The organism is Aeromonas sp. A600620 (assembly GCF_029479985.1).
Taxonomy (GTDB): Bacteria; Pseudomonadota; Gammaproteobacteria; order Enterobacterales; family Aeromonadaceae; genus Aeromonas; species Aeromonas veronii_A.
The window spans coordinates 191,950-206,969 of the sequence record NZ_JAAKXB010000003.1 but is presented as its reverse complement, the minus strand read 5'-3'; the positions used below and the strand labels follow the sequence as shown (position 1 = coordinate 206,969).

Here is a 15,020-nt window from a genome sequence, read left to right as displayed (position 1 = left end):
TTCAACATTATTTGCTTTTTATTTTATCCATTCAACAAAAAGATACAAAAATGGCGTTTAAAGGCACCTTTCGGCCTCAATATAAACCGTGATCACCATCCTGATTTGAACAAAAGTACTCTTATGGGCATTGTTTATGACAGTTTCATTCAACTATATTTGCGCCGCTTTCCCACATCCCTACAAAAAAGAAGGTTTTAATGGACGCGCATAGCACTACACTCGCCAGCCCCGTGATGGGCACGCTGGAATGGAAAGAAGCGGTTCGCTTCGACAGCACCGACTGGGGCTGGATCATCATGAGCATCGGCATGGCCATCGGCGCAGGGATCGTCTTCCTGCCGGTACAGGTGGGTCTGATGGGCTTGTGGGTCTTTCTGCTCTCGGCGGTGATCGGCTACCCCGCCATGTATATGTTCCAGCGCCTCTTTATCAACACCCTGGCCACTTCGCCGGAGTGCAAGGATTACCCCAGCGTCATCACCGGCTACCTTGGCAAGAACTGGGGTGTGCTGCTCGGCGCCCTCTACTTCGTGATGCTGGTAATCTGGGTCTTCGTCTACTCCACCGCCATCACCAATGACAGCGCCTCCTTCCTGCAGAGCTTCGGCGTTACCGACGGTCTGCTCTCCGAAAACCCGCTCTACGGTCTGGTGCTGATCTGCGGTCTGGTGGCACTGGCCTCGCGCGGCGAAAACCTGCTGTTCAAGATCTCCACCTTTATGGTGCTGACCAAGATCAGCGTGGTGGCCGTGCTCGGCCTGATGATGGTGGACAAGTGGGATGCATCCAACATCACCGCCATGCCCGCTGCCGGTGACTGGATGAAGGATGCCATCATCATGCTGCCCTTTACCCTCACCTCCATCCTCTTTATCCAGAGCCTGAGCCCCATGGTGATCTCCTACCGCTCGCGGGAAAAGTCGCTGGAAGTGGCCCGCTTCAAGGCGATGCGCGCCATGAATATCGCCTTCGGCATCCTGTTCGTAGTTGTGTTCTTCTACGCGGTCTCCTTTACCCTTGCCATGGGACACGATCAGGCGGTCAAAGCCTCTGAAGAGAACATCTCCGCACTGGCCATGGTGGCCCAGGGGATGCCCGGCCAGACTCTCAAGCTCCTGAGCCTCACCCTCAACATCTTCGCGGTGATGACCGCCTACTTCGGCGTTTACCTCGGTTTCCGTGAAGCCTGTCAGGGTCTGGCGATGAACCTGCTGCGCCGGGTGCTGCCGGAAAACCGCATCAACAAAGGATTGGTCGGCAAAGGGATCATGGTGTTTACCGTCATGCTCTCCTGGGGTGCCATCGTGCTCAACGCCCCGGTACTGAGCTTCACCTCTATCTGCAGCCCCATCTTCGGCATGGTGGGTTGTCTCATCCCGGCCTATCTGGTCTATCAGGTACCGGCGCTGCACAAGTACAAGGGCACCTCCCTCTACATAATCATCGTCACCGGCCTGCTCCTTTGTGTCTCGCCCTTCCTGGCGTTCAACTGATCGATTGCAAACGCCCTCCTTATCGACTTCGGGCCACCTTCGGGTGGCCCGTTTTTTATTGGCGCAACCCGCCTCTCTGTCGCTGCGGCTGCCAAGTCACCCCGCGGGGCAAAAAGCCAAGGGGATCACAACTTGCAAGCTGACCTCCCCCAAGGGGTCTGGTGCGGAGTAATATTCAGGCATCACCGCATGCACCCGTCTTATCGGTTATCGAGGCCTCATATGAAATGGATTTTCAACCCGGCCATCAAGCTGGGCAATCAGCTCTCCTTCAAATACAAATTCCTGCTCTGGTCCTGCCTGATGCTGCTGCCACTGGCCTACAGCATGACCAATCTGCTGGGGCGGCTGCAGGATGACAACGCGCAGGCCAACCGCGAGCTGGCGGGAGTGGTCAATCTCGCCCCCGTACCCGCTATCGAGCAAGCCCTGCTAACCCATCGCAATCTGGTGACCCGTCACGCCTATGAGGTGGATCCGGTCGGTGACGATCAGGTCAAGGCGGCCGCACAAACAGTTGATCAGAGCCTGCAAGCCTTTGCCGACACCCGCCAGAACAACCCCTCCTTTGAGGTGATCCAGCAGGGCTGGGCCGCCCTGCAGGGCGAAGCGGGCAAGCTGGAAGTGGAGCAGAGCAACCTGCGCCACGACAAGCTGCTGACCGAGGTGCGCCATCTCTACAAGCACATTACTGCCAGTAGCAGCCTGATCCAGGATCCGTCGCTCGGTACCTACTACATGGTGATCCTCGCCAGCGAACGGTTGCCGCAGCTGCGCGACTTGCTGGCCCAGGTGCGGGATCGCGCTGCCACCATCGCCGATTTCGGCCTGTTTCAGGCAGAGGGCTACAGCGGCCTGCGTTTTCGTCTCGACCTTATCAGCGCCACCCTGCAGGAGCTGGAGGCCGATCTGACCCTGCTCTACCAGATCGAACCGGCATACCGCGCCGAGCTGGGTCAGCAAACTGATGCTCTGATACAGCTGGTGCGTCAGGGGGTCGAGACCATGGAAAACAAGATGATGAAGGATCAGCTGGTGCAGCTCTCCACCAAGGAGGTACAGGCACTGGGGGATAAGATGGACGAGGCTATCAGCGCGTTGGCAGGCCAGGTACGCCAGCGGCTGGAGGCCGACCTGCATCAGCGGCTGGCCGCCAACCAGCGCCACTTCTGGTGGGTCACAGCGCCGCTGACCGTCAGCTTGCTGCTCTACCTCTACCTGATGATCGGCGCCTATCTCTCCCTGCGCGAAACCGTAGGGCGGGTGCGTGATATTGCCGCCCGGGTCAACGCCCAAGATCTCAGCCAGCATATCGAGATCGTCGGTCAGGACGAACTGGCCGCCATCAGCCACGATTACAACGTGACGCTGGAGACCCTGCGCACCCTGATGCTGCGAGTGCGGGAAAATGGCGTCACAGTAGTGGAGAGCGCTACCGAGATCGAAGCGCGCACCTGCCGCTCACAGGAGGTGATTGCTGATCAGCAAGGAGAGACCCATCAGGTCGCCACCGCCATCAAGGAGCTGGCCGCCACCTCACAGGACATGGCGGGCAACGCCCTGCAAGCCGCCCGCATGACCCAGGAGGCGCAGAACGTGGTCGGTCAGGGCGAGGATGTGGTGGAGCGCACCATCAAGGCCATCGACCATATCAACCGCGAGGTGCTGCGCACCGCCGATACCATAGGCCAGCTGGAGCAGCAGTGCAGCCAGATTGGCGGCGTCATCAGCGTGATCCGCGGCATCGCCGAACAGACCAACCTGCTGGCCCTCAACGCGGCCATCGAAGCGGCCCGAGCCGGTGAGCAGGGTCGCGGCTTTGCGGTGGTGGCCGACGAGGTGCGGTCTCTTGCCAACCGCACCCAGGGGGCTACCGTCGAGATCCAGCAGATGATTGAACAGCTGCAATCCGGCGCACGCGCCTCGGTCACCGCCATGTCGGCGGCCAGCCATGAAGCGCAGGAGGGGGTCGGGCTGGCGCAGGAGGCAAAACAGGCCTTCGGTGCCATCACCGAGAAGGTGGATCGGATGGTCGATACCAACGCCATCATCGCCAGCGCCATCGAGCAGCAGGGTGCGGTGGTAAACGAGATCGAACGCAACGTGGTGCGCATCTCGGATGGCAGCGACGAGGCGCTGCAAGTAGCCAACGCTGCCCGCGATGCAGCCCGCCAGATCCACCAGCTCACCGAACAGCTGCGCGCCATGGTAAAGAGCTTCGTGCTCTGAGCCAGCGCCCGCCCCCACTCCATCGCCAGCCCCTACCGGGGCTGGTTTTTTGCAAATTCAGACGATCAGGCAGCATTGTTTTTCTTGGCGAAAAAAGTATCGACTAACCATTGTGCGATGAGGATAAAGCGGAGTAATCTTCAGCCACAACAAGATTCGAACGTTACCTTTTTGCCAGCCACAGGCCCGGGGATCAGTTCGACGCCCGATAGGCAGTTCGACAAGAGTTCGGCGAGAGGAAGCTCGCATCACGACACAACCGTTCAGGCGAGGTATCGCACATGGCGAAGTACCAGTTTTTCTCTATCCCGGCCTCCAACCGGCAGCAGTACACTTTTATCGACATGGCCTCCCCCACCTTCCTGCCCGAGAAAGCGGCGCTGCTGACGCAGGGGTTCGAGGTGGAAGAGGATTTTATCGACGCAGCTAACCCGCGCGAGGCGGTGGAGAAGTATCGCTCCAACTTCCTCTATGTGGCCGATGAGATAGGCAAGTCCGATAGCACCTATGCCGCAGCCGTCGCCATGCTGGAGATTGGCAAGGGGCTATTAGGCAATAAAACCCGTCGAGATTAGGTACAACGGTAAAGAGTCGTGGCCATCGTGGCAACGCACCCGATGGCCATATGGCAAGACATCAATTCGGTAAGTCAGAAGCGCCCCAGCTGCTGGAGCATCTCGATCAGCTCCTCTTCGCTGCTCGGCTCATAGGCCAGCTGAAGGCTCGGCGCGGCGCCTCCCATCAGCATATAGACGTTGGTGCTGCAGTGGTCGTAGTGATACCACTTACCGTCGATACAGACGTCGGTATAGCATCTCGGGTCCCTTTTCAGTTCCATATGCACATCCTTTTGTTACATTCCATCAGCATCACTTCTGACCGTAAAATAACCACCGAGGTTCACGCTTGATGCAGATCAAGGGAAGCGGCCGAAAGGGACAGATATCAGCCAGATCTGTGGCCTGCGGATGCCCCGAGCCACCATAGGTTATCCGAATGAAGACGGGCCGAGTGCCCTGTCATATCGCCGGATGGCCCCCGGTAACAAAAACGGCGCCCGCAGGCGCCGTTTTTTCATTTTCCCTCAAAAGCGAGGGGCAAACAGAAGGCTTATTCGTCTTCCAGATAGGCGTAGCCTTGCAGGCCCAGCTCCAGCTCGTCGAGCAGGGCTTTGCGAGTGGCATCGTCCAGCGCCGGGTGAGCGGCGATCCGCTGGTAGTTTTCGCGGATCACGGACGGGTCGATGTTGACATAACGCAGCAGCTGGTCGACGGTGTCGCCGCGCACCACGTTGCGAATGTCCATCTTGCCCTCTTCGTCCAGCCACACTTCCGCGCAGTGGGTGTCACCAAACAGGTTGTGCAGATCGCCCAGGATCTCCTGATAGGCACCGACCAGGAAGAAGCCGACGTGGCACTCTTCGTTCTCGCCGTAGACCGGCATCGGCAGGGTGCTCTCGACCCCCAGACCGTCGACATAGTGCTCGACCTGACCGTCGGAGTCACAGGTGATATCCATCAGGATACCGCGACGGCTAAGCGGACGATCGAGACCGGCCAGCGGCATCACCGGGAATACCTGACCGATACCCCAGGCATCCGGCAGGGACTGGAACAGGGAGAAGTTGGCAAAGCACTTGTCCGCCAGCTTTTCACTCAGCTCGTCAGCCAGCGCACGGTGGTTGCGGTTGACCGGGTTGAGCATCTCTTTGAGTGCCAGACAGGTGTTCTGGTGCAGCATCTCGGCCCAGGCACGCTGTTCGAGGTTCAAGAGGCCCATGGTGTACTGGGTATTCACGTCACCCAGATCGGCTACCGAGTCATGGAAGATCTCCAGCAGGGAGGGATCTTCGCTGCGCAGATCCAGCCAGCCTTTCCACATGTTCTGCAGAATGGTCGGTGCATCTTCGTCCGGCGCGCTGATGTCGTTCATCTCCACCCCTTCGGCACCAATGATGTTGGTGACCAGCACGGCGTGGTGGGCGGTCAGAGCACGGCCGGACTCGCTGATGATGGTCGGGTGCGGCAGGTCGAACTCGCGGCAGACATCGCCGATGCCCCATACCACGTTGTTGGCGTACTCGGAGAGGCTGTAGTTGGCGGAGCAGTGGCTCTGGGAACGGGTTCCCTCGTAGTCCACCCCCAGGCCGCCGCCGACGTCCACGACTTCGATGTTGGCACCGAGGCGACGCAGTTCAGCGTAGAAACGGCCGCACTCGCGGATGCCGCCCTGAATGTCGCGGATATTGGCGATCTGGGAGCCCAGATGGAAGTGCAGCAGTTGCAGGCAATCCAGCTTGCCCAGCCCGCGCAGACGTTCGATCAGCGCCAGGATCTGGGAGGCAGAGAGACCGAATTTGGACATGGAGCCGCCGCTCGATTCCCACATGCCGGAGCCGGTGGAAGCGAGCTTGGCACGCACCCCGATGTTGGGCTTGATGTTGAGACGAGCTGACTCGTCCAGCACCATCTCCAGTTCGGAGGGCTTCTCCACCACGATGTAGACCTTGTGGCCCATCAGGTTGCCCAAGAGGGCGTGGCGGATATATTCGCGGTCTTTGTAACCGTTGCAGACGATCACCGAGCCTTGCTCATGGTGATGGGACAGCACGGCCAGCAGTTCCGGTTTGGAACCAGCTTCCAGGCCAAGCCGGGGCTTGTCGCTGTAGGACTGGCTGATGGTCTCGATGACACGACGCTGCTGGTTTACCTTGATCGGGTAAACGCAGAGGTAGTCCCCTTCATAGCCAGACTTTTCGATGGCCTGACCAAAGGCGTTGAACAGCGCATCGACCCGACTCTTGAGGATGTCAGGGAAGCGCAGCAACACGGGGGTGGTCAGCCCGGACTGACGCAACTGTTCGATGGCGTCAGAGAGCACAATATGCGCGTCAGGGCGTGATTTGTCGGGGGCGACGGTCACATGACCGGCGTCATTGATATTGAAAAAACCCGCACCCCAGTAGGGAACGTTGTAGACCTTCAAGGAGTCCTTGCTGGACCAGTTAGTCATGGGCTATGCCTCGCAAATGAGCGACCCAAAGTCGCCTTCGTTACCCTCAATCACATCCAGACCATCTAGTGCAGAGTACGGCGAGCGCTGCCATCACGAGACGCAGCCACCCAAACCAGCGCTTTGCACATCGCGGCAAGCCAGAGGCTGCCTGGTGGATCTTGGGGAAGTAACGAGTCTTGATGTGGGGCTGGTGGCTTTACATCAAGCTCAACGGTATGCGGTGCCACTATGCCGTGGCGCCGCGGTACTTTGATGACAGACGACATCAGCCACGCCGTCAGTTCATCATTCGGCAGCGATCCCGACAGAAGGAGAGGGTTCCAAGGAAGAGAAGCGAAGGCGCCAGCACGCATGCGTGTTGATAGACGACAACAACCACAGCCCACCTCATCGTCAGTGACCGCCCATGACAAGGGAAGATGATGAGCCGGTGGCCCACTCGGTCAAATGAAGGATGAGAGTCTGTTGTTCTCCCTGATACCGGAGCCTAACCGGTATTAAAGAAACCATTCCCCAGCAGTGTCTGTCGTTTCTGCGTGCCTCGCCCTATAGGCGTATGATCGGTCGGGTTTCTGGCGGCTCTGCCTGCTTCAGGGTTGCCCTTGGATCGGCGCGGAGTGTACACACTTACCGCGGGCAGTGACAATAAAAAATAGTGTTCAAAATCCCCTTTTAATAAGTCGATCAAATCTTGCTGGCGGGCAGGCGGGCTCTGGGATGGCGCAGGTTATGCGACAGCCCGGTTTCCCCTTGAAAAGTGTGTGAAAACGCCATGATTGGGCTGACGCCTTGCTGTGCGGTCGCTGAGGGGAATTTGGCCGCCACCGCCAGCGCCTAAATATCGCAATAAATGCCACATTTATGCGATCTCCCTCCCGGACGTTGCCCCGCGCGCCGCACATTCGCCGCTCTTCCCTTGCGTCAAAAAATGGGAAAAACCTGCGCTGACGCAATGAGTGCCCCGCACGGATTGGCCACAATGACCGCTCACAATCGGTTAGAGGCTGACTAATGGATACCCTGCTTGAGCGTTTTCTGCGTTACGTAACTTTTCATACCCGCTCCGATGAGACCAATCCAGCCTGCCCCAGCAGCGAAGGCCAGCTGATCTTTGCCCGTGCCCTGCAAGAAGAGATGAAGGCGCTGGGGCTGACCCAGGTCACTCTGGATGAGCACGGCTACCTCACCGGTTGCCTGCCAGGCAACCAGCCGGACGCCCCCGCCATCGGCCTGATTGCCCACATGGACACCGCCGACTACGAGGCGGAGCACGTAGTACCGCAAATCATCGAAAACTATCAGGGCGGCGACATCTGCCTTGGCAAGGGTGACGAGGTGCTCGCCATCCGTGACTACCGCTTCCTGAAAAACTATCTGGGTCAGGATCTCATCACCACCGACGGCACCACCCTGCTGGGCGCCGACGACAAGGCAGGCATTGCCGAAATCCTTACCGCCATCGACCACCTGCAGGCCCACCCCGAGATCCCACGTGGCGATATCTGGGTCGGCTTTACTCCGGATGAGGAGATCGGCCGCGGCGCCAACCTGTTCCCGCTGGAGAGATTCCCGGCCAAGTGGGCCTATACCGTGGATGGCGGCGAACTGGGCGAGCTGGAGTATGAAAACTTCAACGCTGCCAGCGCCACGGTGCGTTTTATCGGCAACAACGTCCACCCCGGCACCGCAAAGGGAAACATGATCAATAGCCAGACCCTGGCCGCCCGCTTCCACGCAGCCATGCCTGCCGAGCAGACCCCGGAGTGCACCGACGGGTATGAGGGCTTCTTCCATCTGGCCCAGATGAGCGGTACCGTGGAAGAGAGCACCCTGCACTACATCATCCGTGACTTCGACGACGAACATTTCGCCGCGCGCAAGGCCGAGATGCAGAGCCGGGTGGCCGCCCTGCAGGCCGAATATCCCAAGGCCCGCATCGAGCTGACCTTGACCGACAGCTATCGCAACATGCGCAGCCAGATTGAGCCGCACATGCATATCGTCAAGCTGGCCAAGGCCGCCATGGAGGCCGCCGACGTGGTGCCGAAGATCAAGCCCATTCGCGGCGGTACCGATGGCGCCCGCCTCTCCTTTATGGGTCTGCCCTGCCCCAACCTCTTCACCGGTGGCCACAACTTCCACGGCAAGCACGAGTTCATCCCGCTGCAATCCATGGAGAAATCGGTCGCCACCCTGGTGGAGCTGGTGCGCCTCACCGCAGCCTGGCGCGGCTAATCGATTACCATGACAACCAAGGGGGGAGCCGGTTAACCGGCGCCCCCCTTGCTATCTGGCCATCACCCATCAAGAAAGGGAAACCGGGGAGGGTCGCTCAGGAGCAACTGGCCGCCGCTGCCATCAAACTGTCATCCCGCTGACATGTCGCGGGAACAGTGTCACATCATGCTGGGAGCAACGGATCGCCGGAGCCCCCCAGATGTTCACTATCGATACCCTGCTGACCCAGCACTTCCCCCGCCTGCTTGGCTATCCCCTGCTTACCCCGTTGTTCAAGCGGCTGCTGGGCTGGCTGCTCAACGAGCAGGCCTTTGCCGCCTTTGCCTCCCGCTACCCGCACCTGCGCGGCCTCGACTTTGTCGAGCAGGCGCTGACCCAGCTCGATTTCGACTATCGGGTCAGCGAGGCGCAACTGGAGCATATTCCCGCCAGCGGCCGGGTCATTCTTGTCGCCAACCACCCCATCGGCTCGCTGGACGGACTGGCGCTGCTACAACTGCTCGGTCGCATTCGCCCCGATGTGAAGATCGTCGCCAACCAGCTGCTGGCCCAACTCGCGCCGCTGCGCCCTCTGCTATTGCCGGTAGACAATATGGAGGGCAAGACCGATCGACAGGCCATCCTCGCCATGAACGAACACCTCGCCCATGAAGGGGCACTGGTGATCTTCCCCGCAGGCGAAGTCTCGCGGCTTGGCCTCAAGGGGGTGAAAGATGGCCCCTGGCAGGCAGGCTTTATCAAGCTGGCCCAGCGCACCCGCACCCCGCTGGTGCCCATCCATCTGGGAGGGCGCAACAGCCTCTGGTTCTATCTCGCCTCCTGGCTCAACAAGCCCGCCTCCGCCCTATTGCTGGTGCGCCAGCTGTTTCGCCAGCAGGGGCAGACCCTGCCGGTGACCATAGGAGCGCGCATTCCGCTCGGCAGTTTTCAGGAGCTGCCCGCCAAGACGGCGGCGCGGCTGGTGCGCAACCACCTCTACCGGATTGGCCGTGGCAAGGCGGGACGGCTGCAGACCGAGGCCCCCATCGCCCTGCCGGGGGATCGCCGCCAGCTCAAACAGGCCATCGAAAGCTGCGAACAGCTCGGCACCACCCCGGATGGTCAGGGGATCTACCTCTACCGCCGCCACGAACTGAGCCACTCGGTGATCCTGCGCGAGCTGGGGCGACTGCGGGAGATCGCCTTTCGCGCAGTGGGGGAAGGGTCTGGCAAGCGGCGGGATCTCGATGGTTTTGACAACGACTATCACCACCTGATCCTCTGGGATCCGGCCCGACTCGACATTATCGGCGCCTACCGCTTTGCCCCGGTGGCGGAGCTGCTGGCCAGCAAGGGGAAGGATGGCCTCTACAGCCACACCCTGTTCGGCTTTGAGGATAAGTTGCTGCCCCGGCTGGAGCAGGCTATCGAGCTTGGCCGCAGCTTTATCCAGCCCGCCTACTGGGGCAAGCGGGGGCTCGATTATCTCTGGTTCGGCATCGGTGCCTATCTGGCCCGCTATCCCCGCTACCGCTACCTGTTTGGCCCGGTGTCGCTCTCCGGCAGCCTGCCGCCGGCGGCCAAGGATCTGCTGGTGAGCTTCTACCGCCAGCACTTTGCCCCCGAGCTGGCGCTGGCCCCCTCCCGCCGTCCCTACCCCGAGACGCAGCCTCTGTTCGAAGGGGTGGATTACGGCGCCGATCTCAAAGCACTCAAGGCCCGTCTCGACAATCTGGGCTGCGCCATCCCCACCCTCTACAAGCAGTACTCCGAGCTGTGCGAGCCGGGCGGGGTGCAATTTATGGACTTTGGTATCGACCCCGACTTCAACCACTGCATCGATGGCCTGGTGTGGGTCGATGTGAGCCGCATCAAGCCCCACAAGCGGGCCCGCTATATCGGCAGTCATCTGGCCGAGCCGCGCTCATAGCCCTGTAGGCGCCAGGCAAACAGCCAAAGGCAAAAAAGGAGAGAGAGGCCATCGCCTCCCTCTCCTTTAGCTCTCATGCTCAGCACCTTTTCGAGGCGCTCGGCCCATCTGGCGTTACTCGGCAGCCTTGCGATCCGAGTGGCCGAGATCCCGCTCAGGGGCGATAACATCGCGCACCCGCTGCTTGATCTCCTTGGCCTCGGGGAAGCCGTCATCGACCACCCGATCCCACACCTGCACCCCGTTCACCAGAATGCGGAACTCCCCCTTGCTGGCCGGCACCAGCGCCACCTCCCCCAGATCGCTGTCAAAGGTGGAAAGCAGCTCCTGCGCCAGCCAGGCGGCGCGCAGCATCCAGCGACAGAGGGTGCAGTAGCGGATTTCGATGCGGGGTTTGCTGATCAGGGTTTCAGACTCGGTCATGAGTGACTCCATAAAAAAGCGGCCAATGGCGGGAAATGGCGTACCGCCACCCAATGGCCAATCCCGGTTCGGTCAAATCAGCGCTGATCAACCCCATGAAAATCGGCCAGCCAATGGCGGGCAATGGTACGCATCGCCGATTCTGGCAGCTCGAACAGGCCGGGAGCAAGAGGGCCTGCCGCCAGCATCCGGATCCCTTCCATGATCTCCGCCAGCACCAGATAGACATATTCGCCAATCACGGCGCCATGGACGAAGTTGACCGCCTCGCCCCGGTTGAGCAGGTAGATCTGGGTACCATCCGGCCGGTTGAGGGCCAGCACATGGGGGCACACCTCTTCGCTCGGCCACGGCAACTGGGCCAGCGAGAAGGCAAACTCGTCATCGGCCGAGGTGACCGAGGCGACCATGGTGCCGGGGCGCAGCGCCTGCAGATCCGCCAAATCCAGTGAGCCGTTGCCGGTAGAGCAGATCACCAGCTCGGCGCGGCTCAAGGCTTCAGCCTTGGTGATCAAGCGAAAACCGTGAGAGAGCGCTTCGACCTGTCGCAGCACATCGGTCTCCACCAGCCCGAGATGGAGGTTGCGACAGCGCAGGTCGCGGGCGATGCTGCGCCCCACCTTGCCATAGCCAAACAGCACGGCTTCGCAGACGTTGAAAGTACGGTTGAGGTTACGAGCCAGCGACTCCGCGGAGTAGACCACGCTCAAACCAATCTGGATATCCTCGGCCTGCTTGAGGGGGCTGCGCGCCACCGACACCACCGGAGTCGCCAGCACCTCCTGTTCATAGCGTTGATGGCCGTTCTCGGTCATCTCCACCACCCCGAGGAAACGGGGGCCGAAGTATTCACTCAAGATCACCTGGGTTTTGGCAAAGTAACCGCCTATATCGAGGATCAGCAACCGCTCGTGGGGGGCCACCAGCGGCGCAATCTGCTGGATGAGACTGTCGGGTTCATTGGTCCAGCGCCGGTTGAGGGGCAGCACCGGATAGTGCTGGGATACCCACTCCAGGGTCGGACGGTGTACCGATTTCGGTTTGGGCAAAATGGCGCCAATCCGTCCAATCTGACCGAGAGCGTCGATAAAACGGGGGCGATCGGGAAGCAGGTGAGTGACCAGCAGAATGCAGAGACCATCGATACGTCCCTGTCCGGTGAAATGGCGAAAAAACAGATGCTCAGATCCTTGACTGCGCAACTGTGGCCTCCTTATGTGCCGCAAAGCAGGCAAACAGAACCCGGCGCGGCCGGGTTCTGTGTGTGTCCAAATAAAATGAAAATCCTTTTTATCTGAAACACATAGGGGGCTCAATCATTATCTACCAAGAGTATGAGCGAGTATGCAAAAATGGCGCCATTTGACCATTTTCCACACAAGTATCAGTACAAAGAAGCAGCAGGCCAGACCCACCATAGGCTGAGCCCGGTTTCCGCGGCAGCGAGCAGGATCAGCCCACTCCAACGCACTGGCCAGGGTTTGTCACGTAACGCCCACTCCAGCAGCGGCAGCAACCAGACCGGCAGCAACACCACCAGCGGCACCTCCACATATTGCCAGGCCAGCATCTGGACGAAGGCGAGGGCCAGCGCCAGACCGGCTGGGGCTACCTTGATGCCAACAAAGGTGGCAAGCAGGGCGCGAAAACCGGCGAAAGCGGCCAGCGCACCGGCCAACTGGGCAATCAGCAGGCTACCATCGATGCCGATCACCAGCGCCAGCCAGATAAAGCCGAGGGCAAACCCGAGCCCCTCGCGGCTATCACAGCGCAAGGTGCTCCAGCCAAACCAGAGGATGGCGGGCAGTAGCGCCAGCCAGATCCCGGGTTCGCTCGCCAGTACCGAGGCCAATCCCTGCCACCACACCAGCGCACTGAACACCGCAAAGAGCAGCAGTGAACCGCGCAGATCGTTCACCTGAGCCGCAATGGCGGGCACCAGCAGGGTCAGCGGCAGCCACTGCCACGCCTTGGCCGGAATACCATAGAGACCGCCGAGCAATGAGCCCACCAGCCAGAGCGCCAGCGCGCCCCACAGATAACCCAGTCGCGGCCAGCGCCACGATAGCAAAGCGGCTCCCAGAGGAGCCGCCAGGGTTTGCAGCAGAAGTTCCGCGCCCATTACTTGCGCACGCCTTCGACAAACAGGTTGATGTTCATCTCGTCCGGAATGCCGGGCAGCATGTAGCTCACGCCAAAGTCACTGCGCTTGATGGTGGTGGAGGCGTTGAAGCCGCTGCGGTAGCCGCCCCAGGGATCCTTGCCCTCACCGATCTTGACCAGATCGAAGGCCACTTCCTTGGAGACACCGTGCAGAGTCAGGGTCCCTTTCAGCACGCCTTTATCCTTGGTGCCCTCGTAAGCGGAGCTGACGAAGGTCATCTTGGGATACTGCTTCACGTCGAGGAAGTCCGGACTGCGCAGGTGCTTGTCGCGGGCCTCGTGATTGGAGTCGACGCTGGCGGCATCCACTTCAAAGCTCGCCTTGGCGGCCGCCGGGTTGGCGTCATCCATGCTGAAGGTGCCGCTGAAGGTGTTGAAGCGACCCACCAGCTCGGAGAAGCCCAGGTGACCCACCTTGAACTGCACCGTGGTGTGCGCCGCATCCACATCGTAATCCGCCGCCATCAGAGGGGTAACCATAAACAGGCAGGAGGCCAGCAGAGCCTTGGTCATTTTCATCCGTTCGTTCCTTCATCTTGGGGTTCACATCAGTGGTTAAAATGCTAACCTCGTTCTGAAGATGAATAATCAGTGATTTATTAAATTCATTATTTACTGAGGATGGAAAATGGACCAGATCGCCGCCATGCGTACCTTTATCAAGGTGGTGGAGTGCCAGAGCTTTACCAAGGCCGCCAACCAGCTCGGCATCTCGGTCGCCATGGCCTCCAAGCTAATGCAGCAGCTGGAGGAGTCCCTCGCCACCCGGCTGCTGTCGCGCACCACCCGTCAGGTCAATCCCACCGAAGCGGGCCAGTTCTACTACCAGCGCTCCCTCGCCCTGCTGGCGGAGTTGGAAGAGACCCACAGCCAGCTGACCCACCACAACCAGCAGCCGAACGGTACCCTCAAGCTCTCGGTGCCGATGGATTTTGGCTATCTGCACCTCTCCCCCGCCCTGCCGCTGTTTCGCCAGCGCTTTCCCGATCTCAAGCTCGATATCGAGTACAGCGACCGGCGGGTCGCGCTGGTGGAAGAGGGGTTCGATCTGGCGCTGCGGATCGGCCACCTCAGCGACTCCTCGCTGGTGGCGCGCCAGCTTGCCACCATTCGGGTCGAGCTTTGCGCCAGCCCCGCCTATCTAGCGCGCAAGGGCAGACCGGAAAAACCCGAGGATCTCAAGCAGCACGACTGTCTGATCTACACCCTGACCCAGCCGGAGTGGCACTTCAAACGGGGAAACGAGCAGCAGAGCATCCGGCCACAGGGGCCGCTGCGGGCCAACAACGGGGTGGCGCTGACCCGCGCCGCTTGTGATGATCAGGGCATCATATTGCAGCCCACCTTTATCGTGGGGGAGGCCCTGCGGTCAGGACAGCTGGTCAGCCTGCTGCCGGAGTGGGACAAGGGAGAGGTGGGACTTTATGCGGTCTATCCGCACCGCCGCTTCGTCTCGGCCAAGGTGCGCTGCTTTATCGAGTTCGTGCAGGAGCGCTATCTCGCCCCGCAACAGTGGGATGCGACGACCTGATGGTCAACGCTGACGG

Annotated in this window: 12 protein-coding genes; 6 read left to right on the top strand and 6 right to left on the bottom strand. The window is 60.3% G+C overall.

The window, feature by feature from the left end:
- The first annotated feature begins 200 nt into the window (after positions 1-200).
- The 3 genes from G5533_RS05965 (at position 201) to G5533_RS05955 (ending at position 4,300) form a co-directional block, all read left to right on the top strand.
- Entirely contained in the window at positions 201-1,496 is a 1,296-nt protein-coding gene (locus G5533_RS05965; RefSeq protein ID WP_100645496.1) for an amino acid permease, read from the top strand.
- A 222-nt stretch (positions 1,497-1,718) separates the two neighbouring features.
- A complete protein-coding gene (locus tag G5533_RS05960) occupies positions 1,719-3,725 on the top strand; it encodes a methyl-accepting chemotaxis protein (protein ID WP_441254601.1) in 2,007 nt (668 codons plus the stop codon).
- Positions 3,726-4,006: 281 nt separating this feature from the next.
- Entirely contained in the window at positions 4,007-4,300 is a 294-nt protein-coding gene (locus G5533_RS05955; protein ID WP_421255006.1) for a hypothetical protein, read from the top strand.
- Positions 4,301-4,374: 74 nt separating this feature from the next.
- Here G5533_RS05955 and G5533_RS05950 read toward each other — a convergent pair whose 3' ends face one another.
- Complete coding sequence (locus G5533_RS05950; protein WP_005334402.1) at positions 4,375-4,563, bottom strand: hypothetical protein; 189 nt, start codon at positions 4,561-4,563, stop codon at positions 4,375-4,377.
- Between the two features lie 272 nt (positions 4,564-4,835).
- Positions 4,836-6,737, bottom strand: a complete 1,902-nt coding sequence (gene speA / locus G5533_RS05945; protein WP_005344160.1) for a biosynthetic arginine decarboxylase — start codon at positions 6,735-6,737, stop codon at positions 4,836-4,838.
- Between the two features lie 1,014 nt (positions 6,738-7,751).
- Here speA and pepT point away from each other — a divergent pair.
- The gene (gene pepT, locus G5533_RS05940) at positions 7,752-8,975 is read left to right on the top strand and encodes a peptidase T (RefSeq protein ID WP_421235762.1); all 1,224 of its coding nucleotides are present in this window, start codon (positions 7,752-7,754) and stop codon (positions 8,973-8,975) included.
- Between the two features lie 202 nt (positions 8,976-9,177).
- A complete protein-coding gene (locus G5533_RS05935; protein WP_421235763.1) occupies positions 9,178-10,887 on the top strand; it encodes a lysophospholipid acyltransferase family protein in 1,710 nt (569 codons plus the stop codon).
- 114 nt (positions 10,888-11,001) lie between these two features.
- On the opposite strand, the gene G5533_RS05930 is transcribed toward G5533_RS05935, so the two are convergent.
- The 4 genes from G5533_RS05930 to G5533_RS05915 form a co-directional block, all read right to left on the bottom strand.
- Positions 11,002-11,310 (bottom strand): SelT/SelW/SelH family protein, encoded by a 309-nt coding sequence (locus G5533_RS05930; RefSeq protein ID WP_005344153.1) that lies wholly within the window; start codon positions 11,308-11,310, stop codon positions 11,002-11,004.
- Between the two features lie 77 nt (positions 11,311-11,387).
- Positions 11,388-12,512, bottom strand: a complete 1,125-nt coding sequence (locus G5533_RS05925; RefSeq protein ID WP_421255008.1) for an adenosylhomocysteinase — start codon at positions 12,510-12,512, stop codon at positions 11,388-11,390.
- Positions 12,513-12,694: 182 nt separating this feature from the next.
- Positions 12,695-13,432: a hypothetical protein gene (locus G5533_RS05920; RefSeq protein ID WP_441254600.1), complete on the bottom strand. Its 738-nt coding sequence runs from the start codon at positions 13,430-13,432 to the stop codon at positions 12,695-12,697.
- Positions 13,432-13,992 (bottom strand): YceI family protein, encoded by a 561-nt coding sequence (locus G5533_RS05915; protein ID WP_216951725.1) that lies wholly within the window; start codon positions 13,990-13,992, stop codon positions 13,432-13,434. The genes G5533_RS05920 and G5533_RS05915 overlap by 1 nt, the downstream gene beginning before the upstream one ends.
- 109 nt (positions 13,993-14,101) lie before the next feature.
- Between G5533_RS05915 and G5533_RS05910 the strand changes: the two genes are divergently transcribed.
- Entirely contained in the window at positions 14,102-15,004 is a 903-nt protein-coding gene (locus G5533_RS05910) for a LysR family transcriptional regulator (RefSeq protein WP_421205844.1), read from the top strand.
- The last annotated feature ends 16 nt before the right edge of the window (positions 15,005-15,020 follow it).

Coding starts and splice junctions, on each gene's coding strand:
- G5533_RS05965 (WP_100645496.1), top strand. CDS start 201: ATGGACGCGCATAGCACTACACTCGCCAGCCCCGTGATGGGCACGCTG.
- G5533_RS05960 (WP_441254601.1), top strand. CDS start 1,719: ATGAAATGGATTTTCAACCCGGCCATCAAGCTGGGCAATCAGCTCTCC.
- G5533_RS05955 (WP_421255006.1), top strand. CDS start 4,007: ATGGCGAAGTACCAGTTTTTCTCTATCCCGGCCTCCAACCGGCAGCAG.
- G5533_RS05950 (WP_005334402.1), bottom strand. CDS start 4,563: ATGGAACTGAAAAGGGACCCGAGATGCTATACCGACGTCTGTATCGAC.
- speA (WP_005344160.1), bottom strand. CDS start 6,737: ATGACTAACTGGTCCAGCAAGGACTCCTTGAAGGTCTACAACGTTCCC.
- pepT (WP_421235762.1), top strand. CDS start 7,752: ATGGATACCCTGCTTGAGCGTTTTCTGCGTTACGTAACTTTTCATACC.
- G5533_RS05935 (WP_421235763.1), top strand. CDS start 9,178: ATGTTCACTATCGATACCCTGCTGACCCAGCACTTCCCCCGCCTGCTT.
- G5533_RS05930 (WP_005344153.1), bottom strand. CDS start 11,310: ATGACCGAGTCTGAAACCCTGATCAGCAAACCCCGCATCGAAATCCGC.
- G5533_RS05920 (WP_441254600.1), bottom strand. CDS start 13,432: ATGGGCGCGGAACTTCTGCTGCAAACCCTGGCGGCTCCTCTGGGAGCC.
- G5533_RS05915 (WP_216951725.1), bottom strand. CDS start 13,992: ATGAAAATGACCAAGGCTCTGCTGGCCTCCTGCCTGTTTATGGTTACC.
- G5533_RS05910 (WP_421205844.1), top strand. CDS start 14,102: ATGGACCAGATCGCCGCCATGCGTACCTTTATCAAGGTGGTGGAGTGC.